Consider the following 14,478-nt stretch of genomic DNA (forward strand, 5'->3'; position numbering starts at 1 on the left):
AGAAGAATTTTGGAATTTTCGATATTTTTTAAATATTTGCATATAACTTTAAAACATTCAAAAACAAATTGTAAAAATGAGCCACAATTTGAATATTGACAAACTAGATTTGCAGATTATCAGCGAGATGATGTCTAATGCTGAGATCTCCTACGCCGACCTGGGGAAGAAATTGTTCGTTTCCGGCGGGACTATCCACGTGAGAATGAAGAAATTACAAGAACTGGGTGTAGTTAAAGGTACTAAATTACATGTAGATTTAAAAATGATCGGCTATGATGTGATCGCTTTTATCGGCATTTATCTTGAAAAAAGCTCTATGTATGATACCGTAGCTAAAGAACTGAGGAAAATCCCTGAAATGGTACGCCTTAATTATACAACAGGCAGCTATAGCATGTTTGCAGAAATCATCTGTAAAGACATTACCCAGCTTCGCCGTATCCTCCACGATGAATTGCAGAAAATAAAAGGCATTGAAAGAACTGAAACCCTGATCTCACTCGAAGAAAGCTTCTACCGGACAATTAACGTAGTGGAATAATTGGTTTTTAAGAATGAAGAGTTTACCCTGTTACTATTTCATTCTTAATGATTAATTTCCGCTATGGTTACAACAGAAATTGCCGAGAAAATTCAACGGCTGGAGGAAAAGTATGCCGCCATGGGTCAAAACCTGGCATCTTACCTGGATGGCCTTCTGTACGCGGACTACCTCACTTATTGGGACTATATTCAGCTGGATGTGCTGCTCAACCTGCAACATCCGCGCACACCAATTCCTGATGAAAGGATTTTCATCATCTATCACCAGATCACGGAATTGTATTTGAAATTAACGCTGCAGGCGATCGAACAAATCAGCCTTGCACCTGTACTGACAGCTGAGATATTTAAAACCCAGCTTAAGAGGATCAACAATTATTTCCACAGTCTTATCAGCTCATTTGAAATAATGATAGATGGGATGGACAAGGAACAGTTCCTGCAATTCCGCATGGCGCTGTTACCCGCCAGTGGATTCCAGAGTGGACAGTTCCGCATGATCGAGATCTGCTCTACCCGGTTAAATAACCTGGTGTATGAGGCTCAGCGCCCGGAAGTGGAAAGCCTGGACCTGAAAGATGTACTGGACAAAATTTACTGGAGAAGCGGCGCCACCGAACTGGCTACCGGTAAAAAAACACTTACCCTGCGCCAGTTTGAGCTGAAATATATGGATACCTTCCTGCAACTGGCTACCCGGTATAAAGACAATAACCTGCTTGCCAGCTATAATAAGCTCAGTCCGGAAGCGCAAACGGAATTAATTCCGCTGCTAAAGGAATATGATCTCAATGTAAACGTACGCTGGCCCCTCATGCACTACAGATCAGCAGTAAGATACCTGCATAAAAGACCGGAAGACATCGCCGCCACCGGTGGCACCAACTGGCAGCAATTCCTGCCCCCGAAAAATAAGCGCATCGTTTTCTTCCCCGCACTGTGGACGGAAGAAGAGCTTAATAACTGGGGCAAAATCGCTATGGGCGAATAATGATGTCAGATCTGCTGCGTTGTAAATCTTCTTAAATAATATGCCAGCAACGGCACATCCACTTTTTCCAACGGATGTGCCGTATCCGGCATCACCGTTAGCTGTGCCAGCGGAAGGGCTTTGTATACTTCAATGGTTTCCTGGAAAGATACCATATTGTCACGGTCACCCATCATCAGCATACACGGGGTCACTATCTGGGCATAATCTGCCGGTTTCAGCAGCGACTGGTGCCCCAGATCTTCTATCAGCTGCGCAGTACGCTTCACCACCGTTTTCCACTCGCCCGCAGTATGCCTGGCCTCCAGTATCCTGGCAAAGGCCGGCACCTTTTCCTCGATCAGATCCGGATTCAGTTGCCGCACCTCTTTGCCGGCAGTAGCCTCATTCCAGTTAAATTTAGTAGCCAGCGTGATCACCCGCCCGGTCTTTTCAGGGTAATGCCTGGCCAGGTACATGGCTACATACCCGCCCATGCTGTATCCGAAAATGTGCACAAAATCGAGCTGATGGCTTTCAAGATAGGATAATACTTCCGCCGCAAATACCTGTATACTGAACCCCTGCTCTGAAAAAGGCATATTGCCATGCCCGCTGAAACTGATCAGGTGTACATCATAGTGTTCAGACATTGCCGCAGCCAATGGCTCAAATTGAGAAGCGGCGCCCAGGGCGCCATGTAAAAAAAGTATGGGGAGTTTATGTGTTTGCATTGACTAAAACTAGCAAACATTTCGGGAATTGCCTGTTTGATTGTTTGAATTTTTCAGGGAGATAACAATTTTTATCTCCCTGAATACCCGGAAAACAACATTACCAATCATCTGGCCAGGTATGCTCCATCAATGGGATAGTAGCTGCCGGTTACGAAAGACGATTGCGGGGAGCTGAGCCACAGCACCAGCTCCGCTACCTCTTCCGGCTTGCCTAACCTGCCTATGGGATGCAGGCCCACAAGTGCCTGCATCTCCTGCTGGCTCAGATGTTTGGTTAATAATGGGGTTTCAATAAATCCTGGTCCCACGGCGTTTACCCGGATGCCTTTGGCAGAATATTCCAGTGCCGCCGCCTGGGTAAGCCCTACCACGCCATGTTTGGCAGCCACATAGGCGCAGGACCCTCCAAAGCCAACGGCGCCCAGGATAGAGGCCATGTTTACAATCACCCCGCTGCCGGCCTTTTCCATAACAGGAAGCTGATACCGCATACCATAAAAAACGCCGTTGAGATTTATGTTGATAACTTTTTGCCAGTCTTCCAGCTTGTATTCCCCGGTGGGAGCCGCTGCCCCGCCAATACCGGCATTATTACAGGCAATATCCAGCTGCCCGAATTCTGCCAGGGTTTGAGCTACCAGCTGCCCGCAATCAGTTGGGCTGCCGGTATCCGATTTTATGAAAACAGCCCTGCCGCCTTTGCTCTTTATGCCCTCTGCCACGGCATTTCCACCTTTTTCATCAATATCACTGATCACTACAGCCGCCCCGTTGGCGGCATACAGCTCTGCCACAGATTTACCAATACCGGAACCTGCGCCTGTTACCAGCGCCACCTTGTTTTTCAGTTGCACCATAACAATGTTTTTGCTCTATAAACAATACAGCCCGATGAAATGTTCCTCGTATTTTTTTATTATGTTTGCATAGATGTTGCCGATTAATTTTCTTCACTTAAGATGTCCCATCATCAAATCAATTTTTTTTAAATACTAGTAATGGAATATAATACCACGCGCAATTACCTGATAATGAAGGAGTATGGCAGGAATATCCAGAAAATGGTGGAGTACCTGGTAACCATAGAAGACGACGAAGAGCGCCAGCGTAATGCTATGGCTGTAATAGAGCTGATGGGTACGCTGAACCCGCATTTACGTAATGTGGAAGACTTCAGGCATAAATTATGGGATCATATTTTTAACATCTCCGGCTTTACCCTGAATGTGGAATCCCCATATCCAATCCCCACTATTGAAAAGCTGAGAGCCAAGCCCGACAGACTTCCTTATCCTAAAAAATATCCCAGGAACCGCCATTTCGGTAAAAACCTGGAAATGATCATCGATAAAGCAGTACATGAAGATAATCCTGAAAAGAAAGAAGGATTTACCCAGTGTATCGGGAACTACATGAAGCTGGCATATAGCAACTGGCACAAGGAAAGTGTTCATGACGATGCTATTAAGGCCGAATTACTGGCCATCACAAACAATGAGCTGGAATATCATCCTGGCCATACTGCCCATGTTGCAGGCCCTGTAAACTTCCCCCCAAGCGGCAATGTAGCCGGCGCCGGTGAACAGTTCCGCTCCAGCAAGCGCAAAAACTTCCAGCAAAACAAGTTCAAAAGCAGCAATAGCAGTAATAGCGGCGGCGGTAAAAGCCGGGACAATAGCAATAAGCACAATAACAAATACAACAAAAACAGGAACAAGTGAGTAGTGCTTTTGAAGTAAGAGGCGGCAACCGCTTAAAGGGAGAAATTATACCCCAGGGTGCCAAGAACGAAGCTTTACAAATCATCAGTGCCGTGATGCTAACCCCCGAAAAGGTTACTATCACTAATATTCCGGATATCGTAGATGTAAATCTGCTGATAGAGCTGTTGGGAGATGCTGGCGTAAAATTAAACCGTATCAGCAGGGATACCTGCGAATTCCAGGCAGATGCAGTAGACCTGAAATACCTGGAAAGCCCCGAATTTAAAAAGAAATCAGGCCGCCTGAGAGGCTCGGTAATGATTGCAGGCCCGCTGCTCGCAAGGTTCGGGCGAGCCTTCATTCCTAAACCGGGTGGCGATAAAATAGGCCGTCGCAGGCTGGACACCCATATCATCGGTTTCGAGAAACTGGGAGCCAGGTTTGTGTACGATGCGGATGATAATTATTTCCGGCTGGAAACTTCCGGAGGGCTCAAAGGCACCTATATGCTGCTGGACGAGCCAAGCGTTACCGGTACCGCCAATATTGTAATGGCAGCGGTAATGGCAGAAGGAACCACCACCATTTACAATGCGGCCTGCGAGCCATACCTGCAACAGCTTTGTAAAATGCTGAACCGCATGGGCGCCCGCATCAGCGGTGTGGGATCTAACCTGCTCACCATTGAAGGCGTAAAGTACCTGGGCGGCTGCGAGCACAGCATGCTCCCCGATATGATCGAGATCGGCTCTTTCATTGGCCTGGCAGCCATGACGCAAAGCGAGATCACGATCAAAAATGCCGGTGTGGATAACCTCGGCATTATACCTGAAAAGTTCCGCCAGTTAGGCATTCAGATGGAAATCAAGGGAAATGATATCTATATCCCTTCCCAGGATTCCTATGAAATACAGACATTCCTGGATGGTTCCATTCTTACTATCTCAGATCATCCCTGGCCCGGCTTTACACCAGACCTGCTCAGCATTGTGCTGGTAGTGGCCACACAGGCAAAAGGCAGCGTGATGATCCATCAGAAGATGTTCGAAAGCAGGTTGTTTTTCGTGGATAAACTGATAGACATGGGCGCACAGATCGTTTTATGCGATCCCCACCGTGCCGTTGTGATCGGCCTGGGCCGCCAGCATAACCTGCGCGGTATCACCATGTCATCGCCCGATATCCGTGCCGGCGTATCCCTGCTGATCGCTGCACTCAGCGCTGAAGGGAAAAGCACTATTCAGAATATAGACCAGATAGACCGTGGCTACCAGTACATCGACGAAAGGTTGAGAAAACTGGGAGCAGACATAAAGAGAGTATAAACACCTGTTCATACTTCTTCAGAACCCAAATACCAGCAAAACATTTTACTGGTTTTTGGGTTTTGCTTTTGAAGTAACCGCTACCTTGATTGTAATTAATAATGGAAAAAAAGATCATCATCGTTACGGCTCCTTCCGGCGCCGGTAAAACCACTATCGTAAAAAAACTGCTGGCCAATATGCCGGTACTGGCCTTTTCTATTTCCGCAAGCACCCGGGCCCCGCGGGCCAGCGAAGTGCACGGAAAAGACTATTATTTTCTCTCTGCCGATGAATTTCACCGGAGGATCGAAGAAAACGCCTTTGCCGAATATGAAATGGTGTATGCCGGCAAGTACTATGGCACCCTTAAAAGTGAACTGGAGCGGATCTGGAACAATAACCAGGTACCAATGGTAGACATCGATGTAAAAGGCGCACTTTCTATCAAAGAAAAGTATCACGGCAATGCGCTTACCATTTTCATACAGCCTCCCTCGTTAGATGCGCTGCGCGTACGACTCAGCGAAAGAGGTACCGAAACACAGGCTTCTTTGGATGAAAGACTGGCGAAAGCTCGCTATGAGCTGTCGTTTTCCCATGAATTTGATCAGATTGTAGTGAACGATGAACTGGAAAAAGCATACGAAGAGGTAAAAAAGCTGGTGACAGATTTTTTAAATATAAAATAGCGACGTGATCGTTGGTTTTCCTAATTCACTATTTTTGTTAGGATGGACGGATACACAATAATTATTTTGGTTTTCCTGGTATTGCTGGCAGGCTTCTTTTCAGGTATCGAAGCTGCATTTGCCAATGTTAACAAACTTAGCATTGAGCTCAAAAAGAAGCAGGGCAGGACTACTGGCAAAATATTAGCCAGTCTGAATGAAAATCCCAGCCGGTTCCTGGCCACCAGCCTGGTAGGATTCACGATCACCATAGTCATCTATGGGATCCTTGTAGCGGGCGTATTTCAGCCGGCGCTGGACACTATTCTGCGGAAGCCTGATTCCGCCAGTATACAGCCCTTTATTATCTTTATTGAAATAATACTGGCTACACTGCTGGTATTGTTCCTTGGCTTTTTTATCCCGAGGGCCGTTTTTCGCTCACGCCCGGAAACATTGCTCAGCTTCTTTGCATTGCCGGTATCCATAGTGGCCAAGCCACTGTATGTGATCGGTAATGTGCTCGCTTCCCTTTCCGAATGGATGCTGAAGTATTTATTCAACGTCCGTATCGTGGAAAATGGTGAATCGTTTACCCGTGTGGATGTAGAGCATTTTATCAGGCAGTCGCAGCAACACTTCGGGGAAAACAACCAGGAGCTGAACACAGAGCTGTTTGAGAACGCATTGTCGCTTGCCCATGTGAAGATACGCGGGTGCCTTATTCCCCGTAAGGAAATTGAAGCGCTGGAAATTCACCGGCCGCTCAGTGATGCCCGGAGCAAGTTTATGGATACCAAACTATCTAAGATCATTATCTACGAAGGAAGTATCGATAACATACTGGGTTATATCCACCAGTTGGATATGTTTAAAAATCCACTGGATATCAAAAGTATTATTCATCCAATACTGGCTGTGCCTGAAACAATGAGCGCTATCGACCTGCTCAGCAAGTTCAATAAGGAGCGCAAAAGTATTGCATGGGTAGTAGATGAGTTCGGCGGAACAGCTGGTATTGTAACCATTGAAGATGTATTAGAAGAAATTTTCGGTGAAATTAAGGATGAACACGATGAAGAAGAATTTGTAGAGAAGCAGATCGCCGAAAAAGAATATATTTTTTCAGGAAGATTAGAGCTTGATTATTTGAATGAAAGATATGGACTGGACTTCCCTGAAGATGAAAGTGAAACCTTATCAGGATACATTATCAACCATCACGAAACCATTCCGAAGATCAAAGAACGCATTATAATCGACGATTATGAGTTTGATATTCTGAATGTTACGGATACCAGGATCGAAATGGTGAAAATGAAAATGTTAGTATAGGGGTTCATCGTTAAACAGGCTGACTTATCAGATAATAATATGATATATTTATTTGCGTAATGTAAGTATTAACCATTCAATAACAATTTTGCTAAAACGTTTTTAAAAAAAGTAGTAGGAATTTAACACGGATTGTATACATTTGCTTCAGATGATGTAACACAATGATTTGATTTTTGTTAAAAGGTTGTAAAAAAAGTGTTCCAACATTGATAATAAAATAATTCTTGTTATTTTTGTATTACAATATAAAACGCAACCAGGGATTCTTACTTATTCTGAACGCTTGCCATCAATTAGGTAAGTAGTTTATCTGGAAGCTAAAGACATTCTCGAATTCAACTTTTTTGGGGTTAACAAACAATGGATGAAAGGCCGGCTCTTGATTCTTCTCGGGCTGGCTCTTTTTTTTCTCCCAACTGATCTCTCTCCTCTGCTTTTTTTCTCTTCCTGCTTTTTTCTTTATAACATACATGCAGTTGGCATAAACAACACTGTGCTTAAAGCAATATTAAAATAGGATACTTTATACAAGGCACACTGTAATTTGTAGTATGCAACAGCTATATTTGTGATCCTTAATAAGAAACTGTATTCAACATCGTTCGACCGTATAAAGTATGTTAAAGAAATTGTTCGCGAGCAATGAGGATAAGGCAGAAATGTCTTTCTTTGACCACCTGGAAGATCTCCGGTGGCACCTTGTCAGATCGGCCCTGGCACTCGTTGCATTCAGCGTATTCGGCTTTTTATATACACAGGAAATTCTGGATAATGTAATTTTCGGACCCACTAATGCCAACTTTCCTTCCTATGTGGCGCTATGCAAAATCAGTCATTGGGTAGGATTGGGAGATCAGCTCTGTATTACGCCTGTAAAGGTCCAGTTTTTGAATTATAAGATGGTGGGGCAGATCATGCTGCAATTTAAACTGGCGTTCATTATCGGCTTTGTTTGTGCCTTTCCGTACATTTTCTGGGAGTTCTGGCGCTTTGTAAAACCCGCACTGAAAGAAAAGGAACTTAAAGGAGCCAGGGGCGTGATCTTCTGGGTGTCTTTCCAGTTCTTCCTGGGAATCGCATTTGCCTATTTCCTCATGGCGCCTTTTACCATCAACTTCCTCGCTTCCTATACGGTAACTCAAAAAGCAGTAAACCAGTTTTTTATAGATGATTATTTCGATTTGATGACACAGATCGTATTGGGGATGGGGCTTCTGTTTGAATTGCCTATACTGGTGTTCTTCCTTACCAAACTCGGTATCCTTACACCGGAATTCCTCAAATCATACAGGCGCCATGCCATCGTGGTGATCCTGATCCTGGCTGCCGTAATTACACCGCCCGACCTGATAGATCAGCTCATCGTATTTGTGCCTTTATACTGTCTGTATGAAATCAGTATCTTTATATCGAAAAAGGCGCTGAAAGAACGTGAAGACAGCATGGCTAAAACTGACGTGGAAGAGTGGTCTTAATTATCGCTAACAGCTAACAAGAAATTGAAAATGGAAAATACCGTATTTAACCTGACATTGCCCGTAGCTATCGGTTCCGATCATGCAGGATATGAATATAAAGAAGAAGTGATCTCTTTCCTGGAATCGAAAGGCCTGCAGGTAAAAGATTATGGCACCCACTCAAAAGATTCTGTGGATTATCCCGACTATGCGCACCCGGTATCTACAGCAGTGGAAAGGGAACAAGCTGCCTTCGGTATCCTGATCTGCGGCAGCGCCAATGGCGTAGCCATTACTGCCAATAAACACCAGGGGATCCGGGCTGCTATCTGCTGGGGTGAAGAACTTGCGCGACTGGCCCGTTCACATAACAATGCGAACGTACTGTGCATCCCTGCTCGTTTTGTAGATATTCCCGTTGCCAACCAGATGGTAGAGGTGTTTATCAATACTTCATTTGAAGGTGGCCGCCACCAGGACCGGGTACGTAAAATGGTTTGCCTGTAAAGGTTTTAAACCATATATCATTTTTTACTGTAACGAATACACGAAATTGTGGTAATATTAAAGAGCCGGCTTCCAACCGGCTCTTTTTATTTATACATGTGAATCCGGTTATAAAAATCAATCATGAGAGTTCCATTTGCCCTCGCTTTTCTCTTGCTGATAAATATTGCACAGGCACAAACCAATAATGAGGTGGCTGTAAAATATGGTGAAAGTATAACGGCTGCCGGTCTTAGCCGGCAACTGCATATTATTGCCGGTCCGGAAATGGAGGGCCGGGAAACCGCTACACGCGGGCAGGAGCGGGCAGCGGCCTATATCATCAGCCAGTTCTCTGCCGCAGGGCTTCAACCTGGCGCTAACGGAAAATGGGAACAACATTATCCCATTTACTCAGATAGTTTGCTGAGAAGTACCATCACCGTCCGAAACAAAACGTATTTATTTGCGCAGGACTTTCTTGCAGATCTGCGCTCCTCCGGCAAACAGGACCTGCAGGTATCCCGTGTATTTTATGCAGGTGAAGGGACCGTAACCGCTGATCACAACGATTACCGGGATATGGAGGTGAAAGGCCAGGTAGTGATGATCAGGGACGATATCCGGAAAGGAATGCAACGCGACCGTCGCAGTTTGGAGGAGAGGATAGCAACCGCAAAACAAAAAGAAGTGGCTGCCCTGCTCATCATCAGCCCGGCAGCCGGCAGATACCGCTCACTGGAGCAAAAAAGATTACATACTACCGGGCTTTACTGGCAGAAAGACACCACCTGGAGCCCGAATATTTACTACATAACACCCGCGCTCGCCGCCGATATACTCAACACCGATAAAGGCGATAATCTCCTTGAAGAGATAGACAGGGGCTGGACCCCGCCAGCGGTTACCCAAACACCGGTTCACCTGTTTTTTGATAAAGCAGCCACCGTATTTCAACCTTCCAATGTGCTGGCTTTCCTGGAAGGCACTGATAAGAAAGATGAATTTGTTTTTGTGACGGCGCACTACGATCATCTTGGTAAAAAAGAAAATGAAATCTTTTATGGGGCAGATGACGACGGATCAGGCACCAGCGCTGTGATAGAAATTGCAGCCGCTTTTGCCCGCGCAAAAAAAGCCGGTAATGGCCCCAGGAGAAGTATGGTATTTATGACGGTATCCGGCGAGGAAAAAGGATTGCTTGGCTCACAGTACTATACCGGGCATCCCATTTATCCGCTCGCAAATACAGTAACAGATCTGAACATCGACATGATAGGCCGCATTGATCCGGCGCATGAAAAAGATACCAACTACCTGTATATAATCGGCGATAACAAACTCAGTTCCGAACTGCGGCCTATAAATGAAAAGGCTAATGATACTTATACCCACCTCAAACTGGATTATAAATACAACGACCCCAACGACCCGGAAGGATTTTACTACCGGTCTGATCACTATATGTTTGCACAGCACGGTATCCCGATTATTTTCTACTTCAATGGCACTCATGCTGATTATCATGCACCTACCGACACCGTGGAAAAGATCAGCTATAACCTGCTGGCAAAAAGAGCCCGCCTTGTTTTTTACACGGCCTGGGAAATTGCCAACCGCGACCAGAAACTGGTGGTAGACAGGCACGAAAAGTAGCCTGTTTCCCTTAAACTTTCCGGAAAAGCACTGTTTTTGCAACTGATGGACTGGCTAAAACCTTTTTGTTTTTCTTAACAAAATTTTTTAAATTGTGTCTAGAGTCCTTGTTTTAGATTTATATAATCTTTTTTGCATTTGAATGATCGGGTGAATAAGATTTGTTAGTGAGTGTAATCAGGCTATTATTTTTGAAGAGGGCCTCCCCAATTAAACATCTTTTTTAAATAAGCTGTTGTTGTTCAATCGGTATTTATAGGATCAAGTGGAAACCAGTCGAACCGGCCTTCTGCTATCTGTAACCATATAAACTTACCAGTATGAAGACACCTGCCACCTATTTTATCTTAAGAGAACACCCCGCAAGGAGAGCAACCTTGTGTCCTGTTAATCGATGTTGTGACGGAAACACCTAATCGCACGACTGTAGTATTTGATTATATTATCCTTGTTGTTCGGAATGTTGAAAAACGGAAATGTCTGGAGCACGTAATGGTATACCCTGCCATATTTCAGCACTGATTGTGGAAACCTTAAACTGAGAATGCATGCCTTTTTTTTATAACGCATATTGGTGGCTCTTTTTGCTGAGAGGAATTTTCGCCCTGGTATTGGGCGTGCTGGCCATTGGATGGCCTGGTGCTACTTTTACCACACTGATCGTTTTTTTAGGCGCATATCTTTTTATCGCTGGTCTTTTTGCTATAGCAGGGGCCATCGCGGCCCGGAAAACGAATGAGAACTGGGGCATTTTTCTCCTCTCCGGCCTGCTGGGCGTTATATTAGGCGTCCTCACCTTGTACAATCCGTTTGCCACCGGGGCAGCGCTCATTTACCTGGTTGCTTTCTGGGCTATGCTGGCCGGCCTGTTCGAATTAATTATTGCCATCAGGCTGAGGAAAGTTATCACCGGCGAAGGCTGGTACATTGCCGGTGGTTTGCTGACAATCATTTTCGGCATTCTCCTGGTCGCAAATCCTGTAGCTGCCGCGGTTACACTTACCTGGATCTTCGGGATTTACGCCATTTTCACCGGAGCAATGCTCATATCACTTTCATTCAGATTACGCAGCAGGCATTAACAACGATAGCTATAAAATGAGAATAATTAAAGACTGTGGTACCCTGTTTAACTATTTCTAAAATACCCCATATGCAGGTTTATTCATTAACTAAAACTTTTCCTTATGATTAGCGCTACGCCTGAATGAGGCACCTGTTGCCGCTTTTACCAGGGTGTTGATACCTCCCTTCTTAATAAGCGTGGCAGGTGCCGGCAGTATCCGCCGGAAGGAGACCGGCGCAATGCAACTACTGCTTAATCTCTTTTCTCCCGGCCATTTTACAGGCTGTTGTTCCAGCTAATTGTGAATAATTTAAAGTTAACCGTTATGTCATCCACCGAATTTAATAACTTATTACTCGGAAACGCCGACTTCCTGCGGCCGTATGCAGTAACCTTAACCAAAGACTCTGAATCTGCAAAAGATCTGTACCAGGAAACATTATTCAGAGCATTATCCAACCGTGATAAGTACCTGGCCGGCACCAATATCCGGGCCTGGCTGTATACCATCATGAGAAACATCTTCATCAATAACTACCGCCGCGGCAACCGCCAGCTCCGGTTGCTGGACAGTGCTGTGGGCGATTACCTGTTGAGCCACCAGCCGTCGGCCATCGGGAACTTTGCCGAATCAGGCCTGCGGGTAAAAGATGTACAGATGGCCGTATACAACCTGCCCGTTATTTTTAAACAACCCTTCCTGTTGTATTTTGAAGGATACAAGTATTATGAAATTGCAGCTATACTCAATGAACCATTGGGTACAGTGAAAAGCAGGATACACTTTGCGAGAAAGATGCTGAAAACCCGTATTACACGGCATTAACAGCAAATTGATCAATCAATAGCACCACCAGGCTTTTGGGAACAGAAGTCTACGAACCCTCAGTATGATCATTGAAGCCACTGCAAAGCGACTATGAACCGGTAGCAGGCTAAAACTGCTTTTACACCTGTAGTGTCTGTATCCAGTTCCAACAGGTGAAGAGGTTACTGCTGTCTGCCTGTTTGCAGACTTTTGTTATCCCTTTCTCCCCTAATTGTCATCCCCCTACCACTATAAGCACAAATCTTTGTTAAATAACCGCATATTACTCCCTGGAGTATATTAAAAACCAGTTTAAAACCGTTTATTAGCATATACTTTCAATTTTTTCCCGGTTCCACTACAACTTTTCTGTACGCCCGGCAACAACAATGCTTACTTTTTTTTATGCCAAAAGTTACTTTCAACAACAAGAATGCACTATTCTTTCCGGCGCTGAAATCCGCTGTAGAGGACTATTTCAAAGCAAATAACATCCGGAAAACCGGTAACTGGAAACTATATATCAAAACAGCCGTCCTCATTCCCGTGGCAATTGCCCTGTATATGGCCGTGCTGTTTATATCGATGCCGGTAGTACTCTCGGTAACTTTATGCGCATTGCTTGGGTTTGTGCTGGCAAGTATCGGGTTTAATGTGATGCACGATGCCTGTCATGGCAGTTATTCCACCAACAGCAGGGTGAACGAGGCATTAGGTCTCTCTCTTAACGCTTTGGGAGGCAATGCCTTTATCTGGAAACAGAAGCATAATATCATCCATCACACCTATACCAACGTAGACGGTTTGGATGATGATATTGCCAAAAGCCCGCTCATGCGGCAGTGCAGCTCCCAGAAATGGGTGCCTATGCATCGGATCCAGCATATTTACGTAGTACTGATATACGCTATTTCTTCTTTCGCATGGGTATTTATCATGGACTTTGTGAAATACCTCAGCCGTAAAGTATATACCACACCGCTGCAACCCATGAAACTGACCGACCATATGGTGTTCTGGGGCAGTAAAGTATTATATATTGCTTTCTATATCGTGCTTCCCATCCTTTTGCTTGGCTGGCAGGCCTGGGCCATCGGCTTCGCCGTTATGCACATGGTAATGGGCTTCACCCTGGCCATCGTATTCCAGCTGGCGCATGTAGTGGAAGAAACCGAATTTGAAGCAGTTGGCGAAGATGCCAGGCTGATTGAGAACGAATGGGCCATTCACCAGATCAAAACCACTTCCAACTTCGCACCAGGGCATAAAATTATTTCCTGGCTCGTAGGTGGCCTCAATTACCAGGTAGAACATCACCTGTTCCCAAGGATCAGCCATGTGCATTACCCGGCTCTCAGTAAAATAGTGGCAGCCAAATGCGCAGAACATAATCTTACTTACAACAGCATCCCTACCATGCAGGGAGCGGTTGTGTCCCATTTCCGATTCATGAAAGCGCTCGGCGCTAAACCGTAACGCCTCCGGCGCGGAAGTTGTCTTGGAACACTGATTACGCTGATTTTGATGATTAGTTTGATTTTATTTTTTAATAATTATAATTAAGGGAGATAAAAGCGAATCCGCTTCTATCTCCCTTAATTTTTATCGCTTAAAAAGATTTCAATGAAATCATCAAAATCAGCGTAATCAGTGTTCCAAGACAATTTCCGCATCGCCGAAGGCGATTCTATTCCTTTTTCGTACTTTTACACACTTCAGAAAATCTATAAACAGCA

General features: G+C 45.0%; 14 protein-coding genes. 12 read left to right on the forward strand and 2 right to left on the reverse strand.

Annotation, left to right across the window (positions count from 1 at the left end; translation table 11 throughout):
• The first annotated feature begins 76 nt into the window (after positions 1 to 76).
• Positions 77 to 544, forward strand: coding sequence for an Lrp/AsnC ligand binding domain-containing protein (locus FN124_RS11085; RefSeq protein ID WP_079471223.1), 468 nt, complete (start codon positions 77 to 79; stop codon positions 542 to 544).
• A gap of 63 nt (positions 545 to 607) precedes the next feature.
• Positions 608 to 1,537 (forward strand): tryptophan 2,3-dioxygenase family protein, encoded by a 930-nt coding sequence (locus FN124_RS11090; protein WP_142684783.1) that lies wholly within the window; start codon positions 608 to 610, stop codon positions 1,535 to 1,537.
• 5 nt (positions 1,538 to 1,542) lie between these two features.
• Here the strand turns inward: FN124_RS11090 and FN124_RS11095 are convergent, their stop codons facing one another.
• On the reverse strand, positions 1,543 to 2,250 hold the full coding sequence (locus tag FN124_RS11095) for an alpha/beta fold hydrolase (protein WP_142684784.1): 708 nt from the start codon (positions 2,248 to 2,250) through the stop codon (positions 1,543 to 1,545).
• Between the two features lie 107 nt (positions 2,251 to 2,357).
• Entirely contained in the window at positions 2,358 to 3,110 is a 753-nt protein-coding gene (locus FN124_RS11100; RefSeq protein WP_142684785.1) for an SDR family NAD(P)-dependent oxidoreductase, read from the reverse strand.
• Positions 3,111 to 3,251: 141 nt separating this feature from the next.
• Here FN124_RS11100 and FN124_RS11105 point away from each other — a divergent pair, with 141 nt between their 5' ends.
• From FN124_RS11105 to FN124_RS11150, 10 genes are all read left to right on the forward strand, one after another.
• Entirely contained in the window at positions 3,252 to 3,974 is a 723-nt protein-coding gene (locus FN124_RS11105; RefSeq protein WP_142684786.1) for a DUF4290 domain-containing protein, read from the forward strand.
• A complete protein-coding gene (gene murA / locus FN124_RS11110; protein WP_142684787.1) occupies positions 3,971 to 5,281 on the forward strand; it encodes a UDP-N-acetylglucosamine 1-carboxyvinyltransferase in 1,311 nt (436 codons plus the stop codon). The genes FN124_RS11105 and murA overlap by 4 nt, the downstream gene beginning before the upstream one ends.
• Positions 5,282 to 5,382: 101 nt before the next feature.
• Complete coding sequence (gmk, locus tag FN124_RS11115; protein WP_142684788.1) at positions 5,383 to 5,952, forward strand: guanylate kinase; 570 nt, start codon at positions 5,383 to 5,385, stop codon at positions 5,950 to 5,952.
• 42 nt (positions 5,953 to 5,994) lie between these two features.
• Positions 5,995 to 7,266: a hemolysin family protein gene (locus tag FN124_RS11120; protein ID WP_142684789.1), complete on the forward strand. Its 1,272-nt coding sequence runs from the start codon at positions 5,995 to 5,997 to the stop codon at positions 7,264 to 7,266.
• 620 nt (positions 7,267 to 7,886) lie between these two features.
• On the forward strand, positions 7,887 to 8,744 hold the full coding sequence (gene tatC, locus FN124_RS11125) for a twin-arginine translocase subunit TatC (RefSeq protein ID WP_142684790.1): 858 nt from the start codon (positions 7,887 to 7,889) through the stop codon (positions 8,742 to 8,744).
• Between the two features lie 30 nt (positions 8,745 to 8,774).
• The gene (gene rpiB, locus FN124_RS11130) at positions 8,775 to 9,233 is read left to right on the forward strand and encodes a ribose 5-phosphate isomerase B (protein ID WP_142684791.1); all 459 of its coding nucleotides are present in this window, start codon (positions 8,775 to 8,777) and stop codon (positions 9,231 to 9,233) included.
• Between the two features lie 123 nt (positions 9,234 to 9,356).
• Positions 9,357 to 10,868: a M28 family peptidase gene (locus FN124_RS11135; protein WP_142684792.1), complete on the forward strand. Its 1,512-nt coding sequence runs from the start codon at positions 9,357 to 9,359 to the stop codon at positions 10,866 to 10,868.
• Between the two features lie 548 nt (positions 10,869 to 11,416).
• Positions 11,417 to 11,950: an HdeD family acid-resistance protein gene (locus FN124_RS11140; RefSeq protein WP_142684793.1), complete on the forward strand. Its 534-nt coding sequence runs from the start codon at positions 11,417 to 11,419 to the stop codon at positions 11,948 to 11,950.
• 309 nt (positions 11,951 to 12,259) lie between these two features.
• Positions 12,260 to 12,760 carry an RNA polymerase sigma factor gene (locus tag FN124_RS11145; protein WP_142684794.1) on the forward strand — a complete coding sequence of 167 codons (501 nt, stop codon included), beginning with the start codon at positions 12,260 to 12,262 and terminating at the stop codon, positions 12,758 to 12,760.
• A 387-nt stretch (positions 12,761 to 13,147) separates the two neighbouring features.
• Entirely contained in the window at positions 13,148 to 14,218 is a 1,071-nt protein-coding gene (locus FN124_RS11150; protein ID WP_142684795.1) for a fatty acid desaturase family protein, read from the forward strand.
• The last annotated feature ends 260 nt before the right edge of the window (positions 14,219 to 14,478 follow it).

This window comes from Chitinophaga polysaccharea (assembly GCF_902150045.1).
GTDB lineage: Bacteria > Bacteroidota > Bacteroidia > Chitinophagales > Chitinophagaceae > Chitinophaga > Chitinophaga polysaccharea_A.

What these genes read in the sequence shown, in the direction of transcription:
- gmk (WP_142684788.1), top strand. Translation starts at nt 5,383, where the DNA reads ATGGAAAAAAAGATCATCATCGTTACGGCTCCTTCCGGCGCCGGTAAA.
- FN124_RS11085 (WP_079471223.1), top strand. Translation starts at nt 77, where the DNA reads ATGAGCCACAATTTGAATATTGACAAACTAGATTTGCAGATTATCAGC.
- FN124_RS11100 (WP_142684785.1), bottom strand. Translation starts at nt 3,110, where the DNA reads ATGGTGCAACTGAAAAACAAGGTGGCGCTGGTAACAGGCGCAGGTTCC.
- FN124_RS11140 (WP_142684793.1), top strand. Translation starts at nt 11,417, where the DNA reads ATGCCTTTTTTTTATAACGCATATTGGTGGCTCTTTTTGCTGAGAGGA.
- FN124_RS11120 (WP_142684789.1), top strand. Translation starts at nt 5,995, where the DNA reads ATGGACGGATACACAATAATTATTTTGGTTTTCCTGGTATTGCTGGCA.
- tatC (WP_142684790.1), top strand. Translation starts at nt 7,887, where the DNA reads ATGTTAAAGAAATTGTTCGCGAGCAATGAGGATAAGGCAGAAATGTCT.
- FN124_RS11090 (WP_142684783.1), top strand. Translation starts at nt 608, where the DNA reads ATGGTTACAACAGAAATTGCCGAGAAAATTCAACGGCTGGAGGAAAAG.
- rpiB (WP_142684791.1), top strand. Translation starts at nt 8,775, where the DNA reads ATGGAAAATACCGTATTTAACCTGACATTGCCCGTAGCTATCGGTTCC.
- FN124_RS11145 (WP_142684794.1), top strand. Translation starts at nt 12,260, where the DNA reads ATGTCATCCACCGAATTTAATAACTTATTACTCGGAAACGCCGACTTC.
- FN124_RS11150 (WP_142684795.1), top strand. Translation starts at nt 13,148, where the DNA reads ATGCCAAAAGTTACTTTCAACAACAAGAATGCACTATTCTTTCCGGCG.
- FN124_RS11105 (WP_142684786.1), top strand. Translation starts at nt 3,252, where the DNA reads ATGGAATATAATACCACGCGCAATTACCTGATAATGAAGGAGTATGGC.
- FN124_RS11135 (WP_142684792.1), top strand. Translation starts at nt 9,357, where the DNA reads ATGAGAGTTCCATTTGCCCTCGCTTTTCTCTTGCTGATAAATATTGCA.
- FN124_RS11095 (WP_142684784.1), bottom strand. Translation starts at nt 2,250, where the DNA reads ATGCAAACACATAAACTCCCCATACTTTTTTTACATGGCGCCCTGGGC.